Annotated in this window: 15 protein-coding genes and 2 pseudogenes; 13 read left to right on the forward strand and 4 right to left on the reverse strand. The window is 71.1% G+C overall.

The window, feature by feature from the left end; all coding sequences use genetic code 11:
* Position 1: 1 nt before the first annotated feature.
* From ASG87_RS10870 to ASG87_RS10885, 4 genes are all read right to left on the reverse strand, one after another.
* On the reverse strand, positions 2-397 hold the full coding sequence (locus tag ASG87_RS10870; protein ID WP_056004753.1) for a type II toxin-antitoxin system PemK/MazF family toxin: 396 nt from the start codon (positions 395-397) through the stop codon (positions 2-4).
* 197 nt (positions 398-594) lie between these two features.
* Positions 595-930 carry an antibiotic biosynthesis monooxygenase gene (locus ASG87_RS10875; RefSeq protein WP_056004754.1) on the reverse strand — a complete coding sequence of 112 codons (336 nt, stop codon included), beginning with the start codon at positions 928-930 and terminating at the stop codon, positions 595-597.
* Between the two features lie 170 nt (positions 931-1100).
* Positions 1101-1370: a hypothetical protein gene (locus ASG87_RS10880; RefSeq protein ID WP_056004755.1), complete on the reverse strand. Its 270-nt coding sequence runs from the start codon at positions 1368-1370 to the stop codon at positions 1101-1103.
* Entirely contained in the window at positions 1367-2509 is a 1143-nt protein-coding gene (locus tag ASG87_RS10885; protein ID WP_056004756.1) for a flagellar hook-length control protein FliK, read from the reverse strand. Before ASG87_RS10885 ends, ASG87_RS10880 begins: the two co-directional genes overlap by 4 nt.
* A 609-nt stretch (positions 2510-3118) precedes the next feature.
* Between ASG87_RS10885 and ASG87_RS10890 the strand changes: the two genes are divergently transcribed.
* The 13 genes and pseudogenes from ASG87_RS10890 to ASG87_RS10940 all read left to right on the forward strand — a co-directional run bounded on the left by ASG87_RS10890 (position 3119) and on the right by ASG87_RS10940 (position 15072).
* A complete protein-coding gene (locus ASG87_RS10890; protein ID WP_235499620.1) occupies positions 3119-3439 on the forward strand; it encodes an STAS domain-containing protein in 321 nt (106 codons plus the stop codon).
* A gap of 19 nt (positions 3440-3458) precedes the next feature.
* Positions 3459-3821: a response regulator gene (locus ASG87_RS10895; RefSeq protein WP_056004759.1), complete on the forward strand. Its 363-nt coding sequence runs from the start codon at positions 3459-3461 to the stop codon at positions 3819-3821.
* A 17-nt stretch (positions 3822-3838) separates the two neighbouring features.
* Entirely contained in the window at positions 3839-5806 is a 1968-nt protein-coding gene (locus ASG87_RS10900) for a chemotaxis protein CheA (RefSeq protein WP_056004761.1), read from the forward strand.
* 375 nt (positions 5807-6181) lie between these two features.
* Positions 6182-7232: cache domain-containing protein (locus ASG87_RS10905; RefSeq protein WP_326937895.1), on the forward strand; the 1051-nt coding region annotated here is incomplete at its 3' end.
* A 1-nt stretch (position 7233) separates the two neighbouring features.
* Positions 7234-7741 (forward strand): annotated as a pseudogene (locus ASG87_RS20930) (methyl-accepting chemotaxis protein); the annotation flags it as partial.
* A gap of 271 nt (positions 7742-8012) precedes the next feature.
* Positions 8013-8519 carry a chemotaxis protein CheW gene (locus tag ASG87_RS10910; RefSeq protein ID WP_056004765.1) on the forward strand — a complete coding sequence of 169 codons (507 nt, stop codon included), beginning with the start codon at positions 8013-8015 and terminating at the stop codon, positions 8517-8519.
* A 20-nt stretch (positions 8520-8539) separates the two neighbouring features.
* Positions 8540-9710: methyl-accepting chemotaxis protein (locus tag ASG87_RS10915; RefSeq protein ID WP_235499622.1), on the forward strand; the 1171-nt coding region annotated here is incomplete at its 3' end.
* 1 nt (position 9711) lies between these two features.
* Positions 9712-10243, forward strand: a pseudogene (locus ASG87_RS20935) (methyl-accepting chemotaxis protein); the annotation flags it as partial.
* A gap of 3 nt (positions 10244-10246) precedes the next feature.
* Positions 10247-11119, forward strand: a complete 873-nt coding sequence (locus tag ASG87_RS10920; RefSeq protein ID WP_056004769.1) for a protein-glutamate O-methyltransferase — start codon at positions 10247-10249, stop codon at positions 11117-11119.
* Positions 11116-11769 (forward strand): chemoreceptor glutamine deamidase CheD, encoded by a 654-nt coding sequence (gene cheD / locus ASG87_RS10925; protein ID WP_056004771.1) that lies wholly within the window; start codon positions 11116-11118, stop codon positions 11767-11769. Before ASG87_RS10920 ends, cheD begins: the two co-directional genes overlap by 4 nt.
* A 526-nt stretch (positions 11770-12295) precedes the next feature.
* On the forward strand, positions 12296-13393 hold the full coding sequence (locus ASG87_RS10930) for a chemotaxis response regulator protein-glutamate methylesterase (protein WP_056004773.1): 1098 nt from the start codon (positions 12296-12298) through the stop codon (positions 13391-13393).
* A 14-nt stretch (positions 13394-13407) separates the two neighbouring features.
* On the forward strand, positions 13408-14589 hold the full coding sequence (locus ASG87_RS10935) for a methyl-accepting chemotaxis protein (RefSeq protein ID WP_056004775.1): 1182 nt from the start codon (positions 13408-13410) through the stop codon (positions 14587-14589).
* 177 nt (positions 14590-14766) lie between these two features.
* Positions 14767-15072 (forward strand): STAS domain-containing protein, encoded by a 306-nt coding sequence (locus tag ASG87_RS10940; protein WP_235499623.1) that lies wholly within the window; start codon positions 14767-14769, stop codon positions 15070-15072.
* Positions 15073-15229 lie beyond the last annotated feature (157 nt).

A 15229-nucleotide genomic window follows, 5' to 3' on the forward strand; every position in this document is an offset into this window, starting at 1 on the left:
CCTAGCGGTTGAAGAACGAGGCCTGCTGGAAGCGCAGGCCGGCCAGCGCCTGCTCGATCCGCGCGTGCGAAAGCGTGCCGATGCGCTTGCCCAGGCGCGCCTTGTACAGCGACGAGACCTGCGACACCACGATCACGCTCTGCCGCTCGAGGCCACCTTCGCCCGGTTCGAGCAGGACGTTGCCCGGCTCGGCCGTGCGCCGCAGGTCCGAAGTGAGCGCGCAGACCACGACGGTGGCGATGCGCGAACGGTTGAAGACGTCGTCCTGAACGACGACGTGGGGGTGCGGATAGCCGGGCACCGAGCCGCGCGTTTCGTCCGCGGCGATCCAGTACACGTCGCCCTGGGCGACCTCGCCGGTGTAGGCGATCAGGCGGGGGTCTTCGGTCCTGTCCATCGCGCAAGTGTATCCATCGCTGCCGTGAGGGCCACGGTGCGGAAAGGCCGGGCGCGGCTAGTGATGTTGGCGTGGTCGTCCATGCCGGTCCAGTGCGGGGACGAAACGGAAGGTCGGTTGGAACGTTTGCGAACTTGCCGGGTGCGCCTGCAAGTGGCCGATGCCGGTCCGGGGAGGGCGCTGGCCCGGGCGAACCGTCAGGCTTCGGTGGACGGCAGCGGCGCCAGGAAATCCGCCACGGGTTCGAGGATCAGCTCCGGCAGGCTTTCGGCGATGCACTCGCGCAGTTGCCGCCAGGCCTCCGGATCGACCGACGGCTGGGCGAGCCCTGCGGCCTTCGCCTCGGCGGAAGGCCATTGCGTATGGCTGTACCAGAGGCCGTCCGGGCCGCGATGCAGGCGCGAGCCCAGCGAACCCCGCCCGGCCCGCAGCAACCGGGTGACCCGCGACCAGGCCCGCACGAAAACCTCCTCGGATCCGGGATGCAGGCGCCAGCGGTAGAGGGCGCAGAAGGGAGGGCTGGCATCGGTCATGCTTTTCCCCGCGGTTTCCATGCAAAGGCGGCGTCCGATTCTAGGGCCGGACCGGGGCTCGTCCATCCGCACGGCCGCCGGACCGCCGGGCTCGCGTCCGCCGGGGCGCGGATGACCGGGAGCAGGACCGTTGTCCGTGCCGAGGGGCCGGAGTCATCCGGCGGACGGAATCAGTCCGCCGGCTCGCCCGCCGCGTCGTAGACGCTGGCCAGCACCGAGGCGGCCGCGGCGTAGAGGGTGGCGGGGACGTCGTCGCGCAGGCGCAGGGCGGCGAGCACGGCGCCGATCTGCGGGTCCGGATGCAGCGGCAGGCCGAGCGCGCGGGCGCGGGCGAGCAGGGTGTCGAGCGCCTCGGGCGGTGCGGCGGCGACGCGCTCGTCGGTGGGGCCGGCGAGGCGCAGGGTGACGCGGCGCTGGGGAGCGGGCAGCGGCGGGTTCATGCGGTGGCCTTGAGCAGCAGGGCGCCGGCGCGGCCGCCGGAGGGCGGCAGGCCGGCGTGGCAACTCAACTGGTCGAGCAGCACGCCGCAGGCGGCGAGGCGGTGCTTGAGCGCGACGAACTGGCGTTCCAGCTTCTGCGCCGTGCCGCTGCGCGCGGCCCACAGGCGCACCGCCAGCCGCAGGTCGCGCAGTTGCAGCTCGCCCTGCACGGGCCCGAGCGCGGGCAGGTCGAGCGCGAAGCCGAGCGTCCAGGCGGTGCCGCCGTCCTCGCTGTCGCGGGCGATCTCCAGGTGCAGTTGCAGCACGTCGCGGCCGTCGTCCCCTTGCAGCGGGATCTCGATCATCCACGCCTGCGCGGCGGCGGCGTCGAGCTGGGCCACCTCGAGGCGTGCCAGCGCGGCCTGGACGTCCCCGTGCAGGCGGCCGAGCAGGCTGTCGATGTCGTCGCCGCCGTCTGTCACGGGCGGCGGCGGCTGGCGCGGCTGCGCCTGCAGGCCGCGTTGCAGCAGCGGCGGCGGCGTATCGCTGCCGCGCGGCGGCGGGCGGGCCGGCACGTAGGTGGCGAGCAGGGTGGACAGGCGCAGCAGGACCGCCTTCCAGTCGTCCTCGCCGAGCGTGGCGAGGTCGGCGTGCGGCTGTGCCAGCAGCGATTCGAGGAACAGCCCGCTGCGGCTGATCGCCTGGCGCAGGCCCTCGCCGCTGGTGACGTCCTCAGGCGTGCGCACGCTGGCTTCGAGCCGGGCCAGCGCGGAGCGCAGCGCCGGCGGCAACTGGCGCAGGTTGGGGCGCTGCGCCAGTGCGCCCAGCGTGGCGAGCAAGGGCGCGTAGCCGTTCTGCTGCGGCAGGCGTTCGCGCAGGGCGCGGTGGATCGCCGGGTCGGCGGCGGCGCCGCCGAGGATCTCCAGCAGCGGCTGCGCGCCCTGGGTCATCACCCGCACCTGGAACTGCCCGGGCAACTGGCCGCCGGGCGATTCGGCCTCCACCGCCGTCGCGCCGATCTGCAGCACCAGCAGGCCGCGCTCGTTCACGCCCAGCGGCCGCGCGGACAGCACCGTGCCGATGCGCCAGCTCTCGGCCGTGGTGCCGGATGCGGCGCCGGCCCAGGTCAGGGCGGCCAGGCTGGTGGGTTGGATGATCAAGCAGGCCTCCTGCGTCCGTGCCGCCGTACCGGATACGGACGGAAGGCAGTCTGCCACGACATCGGCAGGCGGGCGGCGAACTTGAGGGGGCCGGTGGCGTGCGGTCCGGCCGGTAGGCGGCGTGCATTCCCGGGGTGGGAGCGGGGTTTGCGCAGGGATAGCTTCAGGCACGGCAGCCCTGCGTTTCGTGGTCGTGCGGGCTGCGGTTGAAGCTCGCGGCGGCGGTGCTAGGCATGGGCATTGCAGTCGCGGGATGCTTCCAGACTTGAAGCCTGCTCCGAATCCCCACGCATCCTTATCCCCCACCAAAGCGTCATCCCGGCGAAAGCCGGGATCCAGTACCTCTGCTTCTGGAATCCGGTGACTGTCCTCGAAAACTCAAAGACACTGGATCCCGGCTTTCCCGGGATGACGCTTCGATGGAATGACTTTTTCATGGGGCGATGCCTGCAGATCGTGGACATGCTGCCGGGGTGGGCTCGGGCCCGCCCGCTCCTTGCAGCGCCACCCGCGCGCTCCCCCCATTGCCCCGGCTCGCGGAGTTTCTGCTAAAGCGCCGGCGCCTGCGGTCGATACAGCCAGCGCAAGGCGATGTGCCGGGAGCATGCGATGGGCAGGAAACAGAATGCGGCGGACAAGGGCGGGCAGGCGATCCAGGTCGCGCTGCCGGCGGACTGCCGCCTCGCCGCGCAGGGCGCGCTGCGTGCCGAGCTGCTCGGCGCGCTCGACGCCCCGGCGACCGTGCTGGACGGGCGCGAGGTGGCGCGCGTGGATACCGCGGCGCTGCAACTGCTGACGCTGTTCCGGCGCGAGGCGCTGGCCCGCGGCGGCGCGGTGAGCTGGCTGGGCGCCAGCGGGACACTGTGCGAGGCGGCCGGCGTGCTCGGCCTCGCGCATGCACTGGATCTGCCGGCAAGCGTGCCGGCCTGAAAACTCTGAGGTAGCGACGATGGCAAAGATTCTTGCGGTGGACGATTCGGCGTCGATGCGCGGCATGGTGGCGTTCACCCTGCGCGGCGCCGGGCACGAGGTGACCGAGGCCGAGAACGGCCAGCTCGCGCTGGACGCCGCCGGCGCCAGCGCGTTCGACCTGGTGCTGGCCGACGTCAACATGCCGGTGATGGACGGCATCAGCATGGTGCGCGAGCTGCGCGCGCGGCCTGCCTACCAGGGCGTGCCGATCCTGATGCTGACCACCGAGTCGCACACCGACAAGAAGATGGAAGGCAAGGCGGCCGGCGCCACCGGCTGGCTGGTCAAGCCGTTCGATCCGGAACAGTTGCTGGCCACCGTCAAGCGCGTGCTCGGCTGAGCGCGGGGGAGCCGTCCATGAGCAAGGTCGCGCTGGCGCAGTTCCAGCAAGTGTTCGTCGAGGAGAGCCTGGAAGGGCTCGACACGATGGAGTCGTCGCTGCTGGCGCTGGACGACGGCGGCGACGCGGAGCTGGTGCATACCATCTTCCGTGCCGCGCACTCGATCAAGGGCGGCGCGGCCACCTTCGGCTTCCCGGAGATTTCCTCGTTCACCCACGAGGCGGAGTCGCTGCTGGACGAGGTGCGCGGCGGCAAGCGCGCCATCGACGGCGGCATCGTCGGATTGCTGCTGCGCACGGTGGACTGCCTGCGCGGCATGTTCGCGCGGGCGCAGGCCGGCGAGCTGCTGGACGACGCCACCGCCGCGGTGCTGCGCGGCGAGCTGGCCGCGGCGATGGGCCGCGGCGCGGAAGCCGGCGCCGCGCCGGCCTCGGCCAGGGTGGACCGGGCCGAGGCCTGGACGATCCGCTTCCGGCCGCACCCGGGCATGCTCGCCGGCGGCAACGACCCGCTGCGGCTGATCCGCGAGCTGGCCGGGCTGGGCACGCTGGAAGTGACCGCCGAGCTGGACCGCCTGCCGGCGCTGGACAGGCTCGATCCGTCCGAATGCCACCTCGGCTGGACCATCGCGCTGCGCGGCCCGGCCAGCCGCGCCGACATCGCCGCGGTGTTCGACTGGGTGGAAGGCGAATGCGACCTGGCGATCGAGCCGGTGCAGGCCGCCGCTCCCGCGCCGGCACCCGCGCCGCCGGCACCGGCGCCCGTGGCCGACATGGCCGCGGCGCGCACCCAGCGCGAGGCGGGCGGCGAATCCACCGTGCGCGTCGCCATCGGCAAGATCGACGGCCTGATCAACCTGGTGGGCGAGCTGGTGATCACCCAGTCCATGCTCGACACCTTCCGCGACGGCGTCGACGCCTCGCGCCTGGCCCTGCTGGAACAGGGGCTGGCCCAGCTCGCGCGGCACACGCGCGAGCTGCAGGAAAGCGTGATGGGCATCCGCATGCTGCCGATCGCCTCGGTATTCAACCGCTTTCCGCGGATGGTGCGCGACCTCAGCCAGAAGCTCGGCAAGCAGGTCAGGCTGGAGCTGGTGGGCGAGCACACCGAGCTGGACAAGACGGTGCTGGAGAAGATCGGCGATCCGCTGGTGCACCTGGTGCGCAACGCGATCGACCACGGCCTGGAACCGCCCGCGCAGCGCCGGGCGGCGGGCAAGGGCGACACCGGCACGCTGCGGCTGGAGGCATCCCACCGCGGCGGCAGCATCGTGGTGGAGGTCAGCGACGACGGCGCCGGCCTCGACCGCGCGGCGATCGTGGCCAAGGCGGTGCAGCGCGGGCTGATCGCCGGCGGCGACGGCCTGGACGACGAGGCGGTGGCCGAGCTGATCTTCCAGCCCGGCTTCTCCACCGCCGCGGTCACCACCGACCTGTCCGGCCGCGGCGTGGGCATGGACGTGGTCCGCCGCAACGTGGCCGACCTGGGCGGCACGGTGACGATCCGCAGCACGCGGGGCAAGGGCAGCGTGTTCACCATCACGCTGCCGCTCACCCTGGCGATCATCGACGGCCTCACCGCCGCGGTCGGCGAAGAGCACTACATCGTGCCGCTGGTGTCGATCGTCGAATCGGTGCAGCTCGGCGCCGAGGCGATCCGCACCGTGGCCGGCGGCGGCGAGCTGTTCCGCTTCCGCGACGAGTACCTGCCGCTGGTCCGGCTGCATCGCGCCTTCGGCTGCCCCGGCGCGGCGCAGCGCATCGAGGACGGGCTGGTCATCGTGGTCGAGGGCGACGGCAGCCGCGTGGGCCTGTTCGTCGACGGCCTGCTCGGCCAGCAGCAGGCGGTGGTGAAGTCGCTGGAAGCCAACTACCGGCGCGTGCAGGGCATCTCGGGCGCCACCATCCTGGCCGACGGCTCGGTGGCGCTGATCGTGGACATCGCCGGCCTGGTGCGCCTGCAGGGAGGGCGCAAGGCGGCCTGACCGCCACCAGGAGGCAAGACAGGGGAGGGTTCCATCTTCCCCGACGTTCCGGCGCAGGCCGGAACCCGGCGCCCTGGCGGCGCCGCGAAGACCGCCGCGTCCCGGCCGCCCGCCGGCGCGTCGGCGCATCGATTCATCCAAGCTGCGACAGGAAGCCGCGGCCGCCGGCGCGTGCGCCGGTGTCGAGCAGTGCAGGGAATGAAGCCGGGCAACGCATCCCGCCCATTTCATTCTGAGGTCGTACCCATGAAATTTCCGCTGAAACTCCTCGATCGCCTGAGCCTGTCGGCCAAGGTGTGGCTGGTGATCGCCTTCGTGATAGCCGGCCTGCTGGCGCTGACCACGATCTCGGCGATGGACAGCCGGCGCCTGCAGATGGACGCGCGCGTGCATTCGCTGGCCGACGAGGTGGCCACCGCCGCGGCCATCGCGCAGAGCTACCACGACCGGGCGCAGGCCGGCGAGTTCAGCGACGCGGTGGCGAAGCAGCGCGCGCTGGAGGCGATGCGCGCGATGCGCTGGAACGGCGGCTCCGGCTACGTGTTCGCGTTCGACTCCGGCCTGGTGATGCGCATGCACCCGATGCTGGCGGACAAGGAAGGCAAGAGCATCCGCGACGACACCGACAAGAACGGCAAGCCGCTCTACCAGGCCATGCTGGCCGCCGACCGCGCCGCCGGCAGCGGCGTCACCGAATACGTGTGGGCGATGCCGCCGAACGGGAAGCTCGAACCGAAGGTGTCCTACACGCAGTGGTTCAAGCCGTGGGACCTGCACATCGGCGCCGGCGCGTACTACGTGGACATCGACGCGCAGTTCCACCGCATGCTGGGCGGCAGCCTGCTGCGCGCGGCCCTGGTGGCGCTGCTGGTGATCGCGGTGGTGTGGCTGTCCATGCGCAGCATCCGCAAGAGCATCGGCGGCGAGCCGGCCTTCGCGGTGGCGATGGTCGGCCGCATGGCCGACGGCGACCTGGCGCTGGACGGGGCCGACAACCTGGTGCTGCAGCCTGGCTCGATGATGCACGCCATGCAGCGGCTGCACCTGAAGCTGGTCGAGGTGGTGCGCGAGGTGCAGCGCGGTTCGCAGGTGGTGTCCGGCACCGCGCAGCAGCTCTCGCGCGGGAACGACGACCTCTCCCAGCGCACCCAGGAGCAGGCTTCCAGCCTGGAGGAGACCGCCGCCTCGATGGAGGAGATGACCGCCACCGTGCGGCAGAGCGCCGACAACGCCGGCCACGCCAACCAGCTCGCCCGCGGCGCGCGCGAGCAGGCCGAGCGCGGCAGCGAGGTGGCCGAACGGGCCAGCGGGGCGATGCAGGCGATCGAGGCGGCCAGCCGCCAGATCACCGACATCGTGCAGTTGATCGACGAGATCGCGTTCCAGACCAACCTGCTGTCGCTGAACGCGGCGGTGGAGGCGGCGCNTGGCTTCGCGGTGGTGGCGACCGAGGTGCGCGGCCTGGCGCAGCGCTCGGCCGGCGCGGCCAGGGAGATCAAGGCGCTGATCGGCGACAGCGTGGAGAAGGTGCAGGCCGGCGCGGCGCTGGTGGAGGCGTCGCGCCAGGCGCTGGCAGGCATCGTCGAGAGCGTGCGCAAGGTCGCCGACATCGGCGCCGAGATCGCTGCGGCCAGCCAGGAACAGTCGGCCGGCATCGACCAGGTCAACCGCGCGGTGATGCAGATGGACGAGGTGACCCAGCAGAACGCCGCGCTGGTGGAAGAGGCCGCCGCCGCGACGCGCGCCATGCAGGAGCAGGCCGAAGCGCTGGCCGGGCAGGCGCGCTTCTTCCGCCTGGCCGACGAGCCCGCCGCGGCTCCCGCCAAGGTGGCGGTCCCGGTTCCGGCACCCGCGCCGGGTGCGGCGCGGCCGGCCGTGGCGCCGCGGGCGCTGGCGGTGGCGGTGGCGGGCGCGTCCGGCTGGGCCGAATTCTAAAAGCCTGTCCACGGTTTCCCCGCACCTCCTCGTCATTCCTGCGAAAGCCGGAATCCAGCGACTTGATGCTCCAAGGGTCAAAGGCGCTGGATCCCGGCTTGACCGGCCCTGCGGCCGTTGAGAGCCGCTGGGATGACGTTTCGGTGGGATGCCGGGAGATCGTGAGGAGGTTCCGTGCCAGCGGGCACGCGCGCGGCTCAAGTTTCGCGCCCGCCCGCCGATCAGAAGACGAACGGGAGCGCCGCGCGGCGCTCCGACGACGAGGCGAACCATGTCCGACCACCCCGGGAGCGAGGCGCTCCAGTCGCAATACCTCACCGTGAACCTCGCCCACGAGGAATACGGCATCGACATCCTGGCCGTGCGCGAGATCCGCGGCTGGACACCGGTGACGCGCATCCCGCAGGCGCCGCACTACGTGCTGGGCGTGCTCAACCTGCGCGGCGCGATCGTGCCGGTGATCGACATGCGCCTGCGCTTCGGCTTGCCGCGCGAGGACTACGGCCCGACCACGGTCGCCGTGATCGTCGCCGTGGCCGGGCGCAACTTCGGCGTCGTGGTGGACGCGGTGTCCGATGTGCTGGACGTGGCCGCCGACGCGATCCGCCCGGTGCCGGACATGGGCACCGCGGTGGACACCGAGTACCTCAAGGGGCTGACCGCCGCGGGCGAGCGGATGGTGCTCCTGCTGGACGTGGATCGACTGCTGCAGCCGCAGGACGCGCAGATGCTGGAGGCCGCCCTGCCGGCGGCCGCCGATGTGAAAGCCGTGGCCTGATGGGCCTGACAGGAACCACCATGAAAATGCCGAAACTGAAGTTCAAGATCTCCGCCCTCACGGTGCGCGGCCGGCTGCGGCTCGTGCTGGGCATGCTGGTGCTGATGCTGTTCGGCGGCGCGGTGATCGGCCTGGGCTCGATGGCCGTGCAGAACGACGGGCTGCGGCGCATGTACCAGGACGAGATCCTCCAGGCGCAGGCGGTCTCCACCCTGGCCCAGCGCTCGCTGATGTCCTTCGTGGTGCTGGGCGAGGCCGGCAGCGTGGTCGCCAAGCCCGACCAGCTCAAGCAGAAGCTGGCCGAGTTCGACAAGTACCAGGCCGAGGTGATGGCGCTGAAGAAGCAGGTCGCCGGCTACCGCCTGGAAGGCGAACTGGCCAAGGAATACAAGAATTACATGTCCACCGACGAGGACTACCAGTCGGCCAAGAAGGACATGCTCGACGCGCTCAAGCAGGCCGATCCCGGCGCGCTGGACGTGCTGGAGCTGGAGGTGCGCCCGCTGCTGATGCAGCGCCAGGACGCGCTGAACAAGCTGATCGCGCTGCAGAGCGAGGAAGCCCGGCAGATATACGGCCAGCAGTTGAGCCGCTACAAGCTGATCCGCGCGGTGAGCATCGGCTCGCTGGTGGTGGGCCTGGCCCTGGCGCTGTTCATGGCGCTGATGCTGAGCCGCTACATCGTGCGCACGCTGAGCTTCGCCGGCCGCATCGCCCGCGAGATTTCCGAGGGCCGCCTGGGCCACGCCATCGAGGTGAAGAGCCAGGACGAGCTGGGCCAGCTGCTGGACGCCTTCCGCACCATGGACGAGCGCCTGAGCGCGATCGTCGCCGAGGTGCGCCACGGCTCCGGCGCGGTGAGCACCGCCGCGCAGCAGATCTCGCGCGGCAACGACGACCTCTCCCAGCGCACCCAGGAACAGGCTTCCAGCCTGGAGGAAACCGCCTCCTCGATGGAGGAGATGACCTCCACCGTGAAGCAGAACGCCGAGAACGCCAGCCATGCCAACCAGCTCGCCCGCGGCGCGCGCGAACAGGCCGAGCGCGGCGGCGAGGTGGTCGCGCAGGCGGTGGGCGCGATGCACGAGATCAACCAGTCCAGCCGCAAGATCGCCGACATCGTGGGCCTGATCGACGAGATCGCGTTCCAGACCAACCTGCTGTCGCTGAACGCGGCGGTGGAGGCGGCGCNCGGCTTCGCGGTGGTCGCCGCCGAGGTGCGCAACCTGGCGCAGCGCTCGGCCGGCGCGGCCAAGGAGATCAAGGCGCTGATCAAGGACAGCGTGGAGAAGGTGCAGACCGGCTCCACGCTGGTGGACCAGTCCGGCAAGGCGCTGGCCGACATCGTCGACAGCGTGAAGAAGGTCACCGACATCGTGGCCGAGATCGCCGCGGCCAGCCAGGAGCAGTCGGCCGGCATCGACCAGGTCAACCACGCCGTGCTGCAGATGGACGAGATGACCCAGCAGAACGCCGCGCTGGTGGAGGAGGCCGCCGCGGCCGCCCGCTCGATGCAGGAGCAGGCCGGCGAACTGGCCGCCCAGGTCGGCTTCTTCCGCATCGAGGGCAAGCAGGACCAGGCGCCCGCGCCGAGCGCGCAGGCGCGCCAGCAGAGCGTGGCGGCCGAGGCCGAGGCGGTGTTCGCCGCGGTGCGCAAGTCGCAGCCGGTGCGCCGGGCCGAGCCGGCCGAAGCGGCCGATGCCGGCGCCTGGAAGGAGTTCTGAGCGATGCCCGCCGGTGTCCTTGCCGATGACGGCATCGCGGCCGCCGGCGGCCCGCTGCTAGGCGACGCGGAGTTCCAGTTCCTGCGCGACTTCGTCTACCGGCATTGCGGCATCGCGCTGAGCGAGCAGAAGCGCCAGCTGGTGCAGGGGCGCCTGCTGCGCCGCCTGCGCGCGCTGCGCCTGAAGGACTTCGCCGGCTACTGCGAGCTGCTGCGGAACGAACCGGAAGGCGAGCTGGGCGAGCTGGCCAGCGCGATCAGCACCAACGTCACCTCGTTCTTCCGCGAGGCGCACCATTACGAGCTGCTGGAGCAGGAACTGCTGCCGTCGTGGCTGGAGCGCAAGCGCCGCGAGGGCGACCGCCTGCGCATCTGGTCGGCCGGATGCTCCACCGGCGAGGAGCCCTACGCGATGGCGATGGTGCTGGCCGAGGCGCTGGCGCGCAGCCCCGGCCCGGTGGACGCGAAGATCCTCGCCACCGACCTGTCGCCGCAGGCGCTGGGCATGGCGCGCAAGGGCGTCTACGCGCTCGACCGCCTGGGCGGGGTGAGCGAGGAGCGGCGCCGGCGCTGGTTCCTGCGCGGCGAGGGCGAGTACGAGGGCCTGGCCTGCGTGCACCCTCGGCTGCGCGAGCTGGTCAGCATCCTGCCGCTGAACCTGCTGCACGACTGGCCGATGCAGGGGCCGTTCGACGCGATCTTCTGCCGCAACGTGGTGATCTACTTCGACCAGCCCACCAAGCAGCGGCTGTTCCAGCGCTACGCGGCCATGCTGCCGCCCGGCGGCTACCTGTTCCTCGGCCATTCCGAATCGATGCACGGCCTGTCCGACGCCTTCGAGCTGGTCGGCCGCACCACCTACCGGAAGCGCGCATGAACTCGCTCGCGGCCAAGCTGAACCACCTGCCGGTGCTGCCCGGCTTCGAGCACCTGCGCCGCTTCTGGGACGCGACCCACGACTGCCCCACGGTGAAGGTGCTGCCGGGCGAGTACTACGTGAGCGGGCATGCGGAGATGGTCTCCACCGTGCTCGGCTCGTGCGTGTCCGCCTGCATCTTCGATCCGCACCGGCGCATCGGCGGCATGAACCACTTCATGCTGCCCGCCCCGATGAACGAAGGCGGCGCGCGCGAGCGCGACGACTGGTCCGGCACCGTGGGCCGCGCCGCGCGCTACGGCAACGACGCGATGGAGCAGTTGATCAACGCCATCCTCAAGGCCGGCGGCCAGCGCGCGGACCTGGAGGTGAAGATCTTCGGCGGCGGCCGCGTGCTCAAGCAGATGACCGACGTGGGCCGGCGCAACATCGAGTTCGTCCAGGGCTACATCCAGACCGAGCGGCTGAGGCTGGTGGCCTCCGACCTGGGCGACGTGTACCCGCGCCAGGTGCAGTTCTTCCCGGCCACCGGCAAGGCGCGCGTGCGCCAGTTGCGCGGCAGCCAGGACGCGGTGCTGGTGGCCGACGAGCGGCAATACCTCAAGCGCCTGGCGAACGATCCGATAAAGGGAGAGGTGGAATTGTTCTAGGGCGGAATCCTGGGTCGCCGTTGCGGTGAATGAAGAGCGTGAATAGACATTTCGAGACCCCACGCCGTCATTCCGGCGAAAGCCGGAATCCAGTGCCTCCACACTCCCGGGAAGCCAAAGTCGCTGGATTCCGGCTTTCGCCGGAATGACGGGTTTGAGGCATTCGTGGACGTGTGCGCGAACTGGGTCCGGGCCGTTTCGTTTTTTGCGATTGGCGAATGCCCGCGTTCGACGAACGGCATGCCTCAAGCGTTCGGCGAACGGTCCGATAAAGACACATGGAGGCGGCATCGCTCCAAGGCACATCGATTCAAGGCATATCGATCCAAGGCACATCGGGGAACCCCAGCGCCGTCATTCCGGCGAAGGCCGGAATCCAGCGACTTCAGGCTCCCGGGAGTGCGAAGGCACTGGATTCCGGCCTTCGCCGGAATGACGAGTCGGGCGCATTCGGGAAGACGCGGCAGATCGCTGTTCCGTTTCACCGACAACAAGCAGTAGCAGGCAGACGAGATTCGAGAGAGCGATGGAAAGAGTGCGTGTCCTGGTAGTCGATGATTCCGCACTGGTGCGCAAGCTCCTGTCGGCGATGCTTGCCGGCGATCCGGCGATCGAGGTGGTCGGCACCGCCGCCGACCCGCTGATCGCGCGCGAGAAGATCAAGCAGCTCGATCCGGACGTGCTCACGCTGGACGTCGAGATGCCGCGCATGGACGGGCTCACCTTCCTCGAGAACCTGATGCGGCTGCGGCCGATGCCGGTGGTGATGGTGTCCTCGCTGACCCAGCGCGGCGCCGAGGTGACCTTGCGCGCGCTGGAGCTGGGCGCGGTGGATTTCTTCGCCAAGCCGAGCGACGACCTGGCCGGCACCTTCGCCGCCGGCGCCGACGAGATCTGCGCCAAGGTGAAGGCCGCCGCCCGCGCCCGCCCGCGCGCGCGGGCAGTGGTGCGCAGGCTCGAGGTGGCGCCGCGGCTCAGCGCCGATGCGGTGCTGCCGCTGTCGCAGGGCGCCGGCACCCGCGGCGGCAGCCCGATCATCGCGATCGGCGCCTCCACCGGCGGCACCGAGGCGATCCGCGTGGTGCTGGAGGCGATGCCGCCGGACGCGCCGCCGATCGTGATAACCCAGCACATCCCGGCCGCCTTCAGCGGCCCGTTCGCGCAGCGCATGGACCACTGCTCGGCGATGCGCGTGTGCGAAGCGCGCGACGGCCAGCCGATCCAGCAGGGCCACGCCTACATCGCGCCCGGCAGCCAGCACCTGCTGGTGATGTGGGACGGCGCCAAGCACGTATGCCGGCTGCACGACGGCCCGGCGGTGAACCGGCACAAGCCCAGCGTGGACGTGCTGTTCCGCTCGATGGCCGCCAGCGCCGGCGCAGCCACCGTGGCCGCCCTGCTCACCGGCATGGGCGACGACGGCGCGCGCGGGCTGGCCGAGCTGAAGCAGGTCGGCGCCCGCACCCTGGTGCAGGACGAGGACAGCTCGGTGGTGTGGGGCATGCCCGGCGCCGCCTGGAAGCTGGGCGCGGCCGCCGAGATGCTGCCGCTGGACCAGATTGCCGCGCGCCTGCTCCGGCTGGCGCGCCAACCCATCGACAGCGCGCAGCGCGTCGCCTCTTGATTCACGGATCCGCCATGGCCGCCATTCCCGCATTCCTCCACGTCCGTCCGCTGGCCGGTTTCGCCGCCAGCGCCGCGGCTTTGCTGACCAGCCTGCTGTGGCAGCCGGCCTGGCTGGCGCCGGTGCTGGTGATCGCGCTCACCGCGGTGTGGATCGTGGAGACGCGCCGCAGCGCGGCGAACGCCGAGCCGCCGGCCGCGCCCGCCGCCGACACCACGCCGGTGCGCGAGGCGCTGGAGGACGTGCGCGGCGCCCTGGTGGACGAGCTTGGCCATGCCTCGCGCGAGCTGCACCAGGCGCTGGACCTGCTGCGCGACGCGGTGTCGGAACTGGGCGGCGGCTTCGACGGCCTGTCGCACAAGACCGGCCTGCAGCAGTCGCTGCTCAAGCAGATCATCGACGTGCAGCACGGCGAGGTGTCGGTGCAGGATTTCGCCGCGCGCACCGGCGACCTGCTGGAGCACTTCGTCGGCATGGTGGTGCAGATGTCGCGCGAGAGCCTGCGCATCGTCTACCGCATCGACGGCATGGCGAAGGAGATGGACGCGGTGTTCGGCCTGCTGAAGAACGTCAACACCATCGCCGAGGAAACCAACCTGCTGGCGCTCAACGCGGCGATCGAGGCGGCGCGCGCGGGCGAGTCCGGCCGCGGCTTCGCGGTGGTGGCCGGCGAGATCCGCAACCTGGCCAGCCATTCCAACCAGTTCAACGAGCAGATCGGCAGCCACGTCGAGCGCGCCCGCGGCGCGATGGAGCAGTTGCGCGGGCTGGTCGGCACGATGGCCTCGCAGGACCTCAACGTGGCGCTGTCGGCCAAGGGCGGCATCGACGCGATGATGGCCCACGTCACCGAGAGCGACGCGCGCACCAGCGCGGTGGCCGACCAGGTGGTGGAGATCAACCGCGGCCTGGGCAGCGACGTCTCCACCACGATCCGCTCGCTGCAGTTCGAGGACATCCTCAGCCAGCTTCTGCACCAGACCCGCAGCCGCCTGGTCGAGCTGCAGGAAGTCACCGCCGAATGCACCCGCGACATCGAGGAGCTGGCCTGCGGGCCGGTCGACGCCGAGGCGCTGGAGGCTCGCGCGCAGCGCGTGCGCAGCCGCCTGGCGATCCAGCGCGAAAAGGCGCGGCTGCGCTCGCGCGGCCCGGCGCTGCAAAGCTCGATGGACGCGGGCGAGATCGAGCTTTTCTAGGCGGCGGAGCCGTGAAGAAGCCTTCTCCCGCGCCCGGCGCCGTTTCCGCGAAAGCGGGGTGGGCGCCGCGCGCGGAGCGGCCGGGGCAAGGGCCGCCCGCCACGGCCTTCGCACCAGCCAATGGATTCCCGCTTTCGCGGGAATGACGAACAAGCAGCCTGCCATCCGAGGCGATCCATGAGCATCAACGTCCACCACGACAGCGACACCGACTGCCTCACCCTGCAACTGGGCGAGCACTTCGATTTCAGCGTGCACCGCGACTTCCACGACGCCTGCCTCGGCCCGTCCCGGCCGGCGCGCAGCTACGTGGTCGACCTGGGCGAAGTGACCCGCATGGACAGCTCCGCGCTGGGCATGCTGCTGCTGCTGCGCGAGCACGCCGGCGCCGACCGCGCCGAGATCCGCCTGGTCAACGCCGGCAGCGAGCTGAAGGGCACGCTGCGCGTGGCCGGCTTCGACAAGCTGTTCGTGCTGCACTGAGCTGTTCGCGGTGGCTGGGTGGGCACCACCTGGCTCCCACCTCGAACCGTCGTCCCAGCGGAGATCGAGCCCAGCGTTTTGCCGCTGCATGCGGAGGCACTGGATTCCGGCTTTCGCCGGAATGACGGGGTGGAGATGGTGGAGGGTTGGAATTCGT

Origin of the sequence: Frateuria sp. Soil773, from assembly GCF_001428405.1 — a bacterium.
In the GTDB taxonomy this organism is placed as follows: Bacteria; Pseudomonadota; Gammaproteobacteria; order Xanthomonadales; family Rhodanobacteraceae; genus LMSL01.

Coding starts and splice junctions, on each gene's coding strand:
- ASG87_RS10895 (WP_056004759.1), top strand. CDS start 3,459: ATGGCAAAGATTCTTGCGGTGGACGATTCGGCGTCGATGCGCGGCATG.
- cheD (WP_056004771.1), top strand. CDS start 11,116: ATGAACTCGCTCGCGGCCAAGCTGAACCACCTGCCGGTGCTGCCCGGC.
- ASG87_RS10880 (WP_056004755.1), bottom strand. CDS start 1,370: ATGAACCCGCCGCTGCCCGCTCCCCAGCGCCGCGTCACCCTGCGCCTC.
- ASG87_RS10870 (WP_056004753.1), bottom strand. CDS start 397: ATGGACAGGACCGAAGACCCCCGCCTGATCGCCTACACCGGCGAGGTC.
- ASG87_RS10930 (WP_056004773.1), top strand. CDS start 12,296: ATGGAAAGAGTGCGTGTCCTGGTAGTCGATGATTCCGCACTGGTGCGC.
- ASG87_RS10875 (WP_056004754.1), bottom strand. CDS start 930: ATGACCGATGCCAGCCCTCCCTTCTGCGCCCTCTACCGCTGGCGCCTG.
- ASG87_RS10935 (WP_056004775.1), top strand. CDS start 13,408: ATGGCCGCCATTCCCGCATTCCTCCACGTCCGTCCGCTGGCCGGTTTC.
- ASG87_RS10940 (WP_235499623.1), top strand. CDS start 14,767: ATGAGCATCAACGTCCACCACGACAGCGACACCGACTGCCTCACCCTG.
- ASG87_RS10910 (WP_056004765.1), top strand. CDS start 8,013: ATGTCCGACCACCCCGGGAGCGAGGCGCTCCAGTCGCAATACCTCACC.
- ASG87_RS10900 (WP_056004761.1), top strand. CDS start 3,839: ATGAGCAAGGTCGCGCTGGCGCAGTTCCAGCAAGTGTTCGTCGAGGAG.
- ASG87_RS10890 (WP_235499620.1), top strand. CDS start 3,119: ATGGGCAGGAAACAGAATGCGGCGGACAAGGGCGGGCAGGCGATCCAG.
- ASG87_RS10920 (WP_056004769.1), top strand. CDS start 10,247: ATGCCCGCCGGTGTCCTTGCCGATGACGGCATCGCGGCCGCCGGCGGC.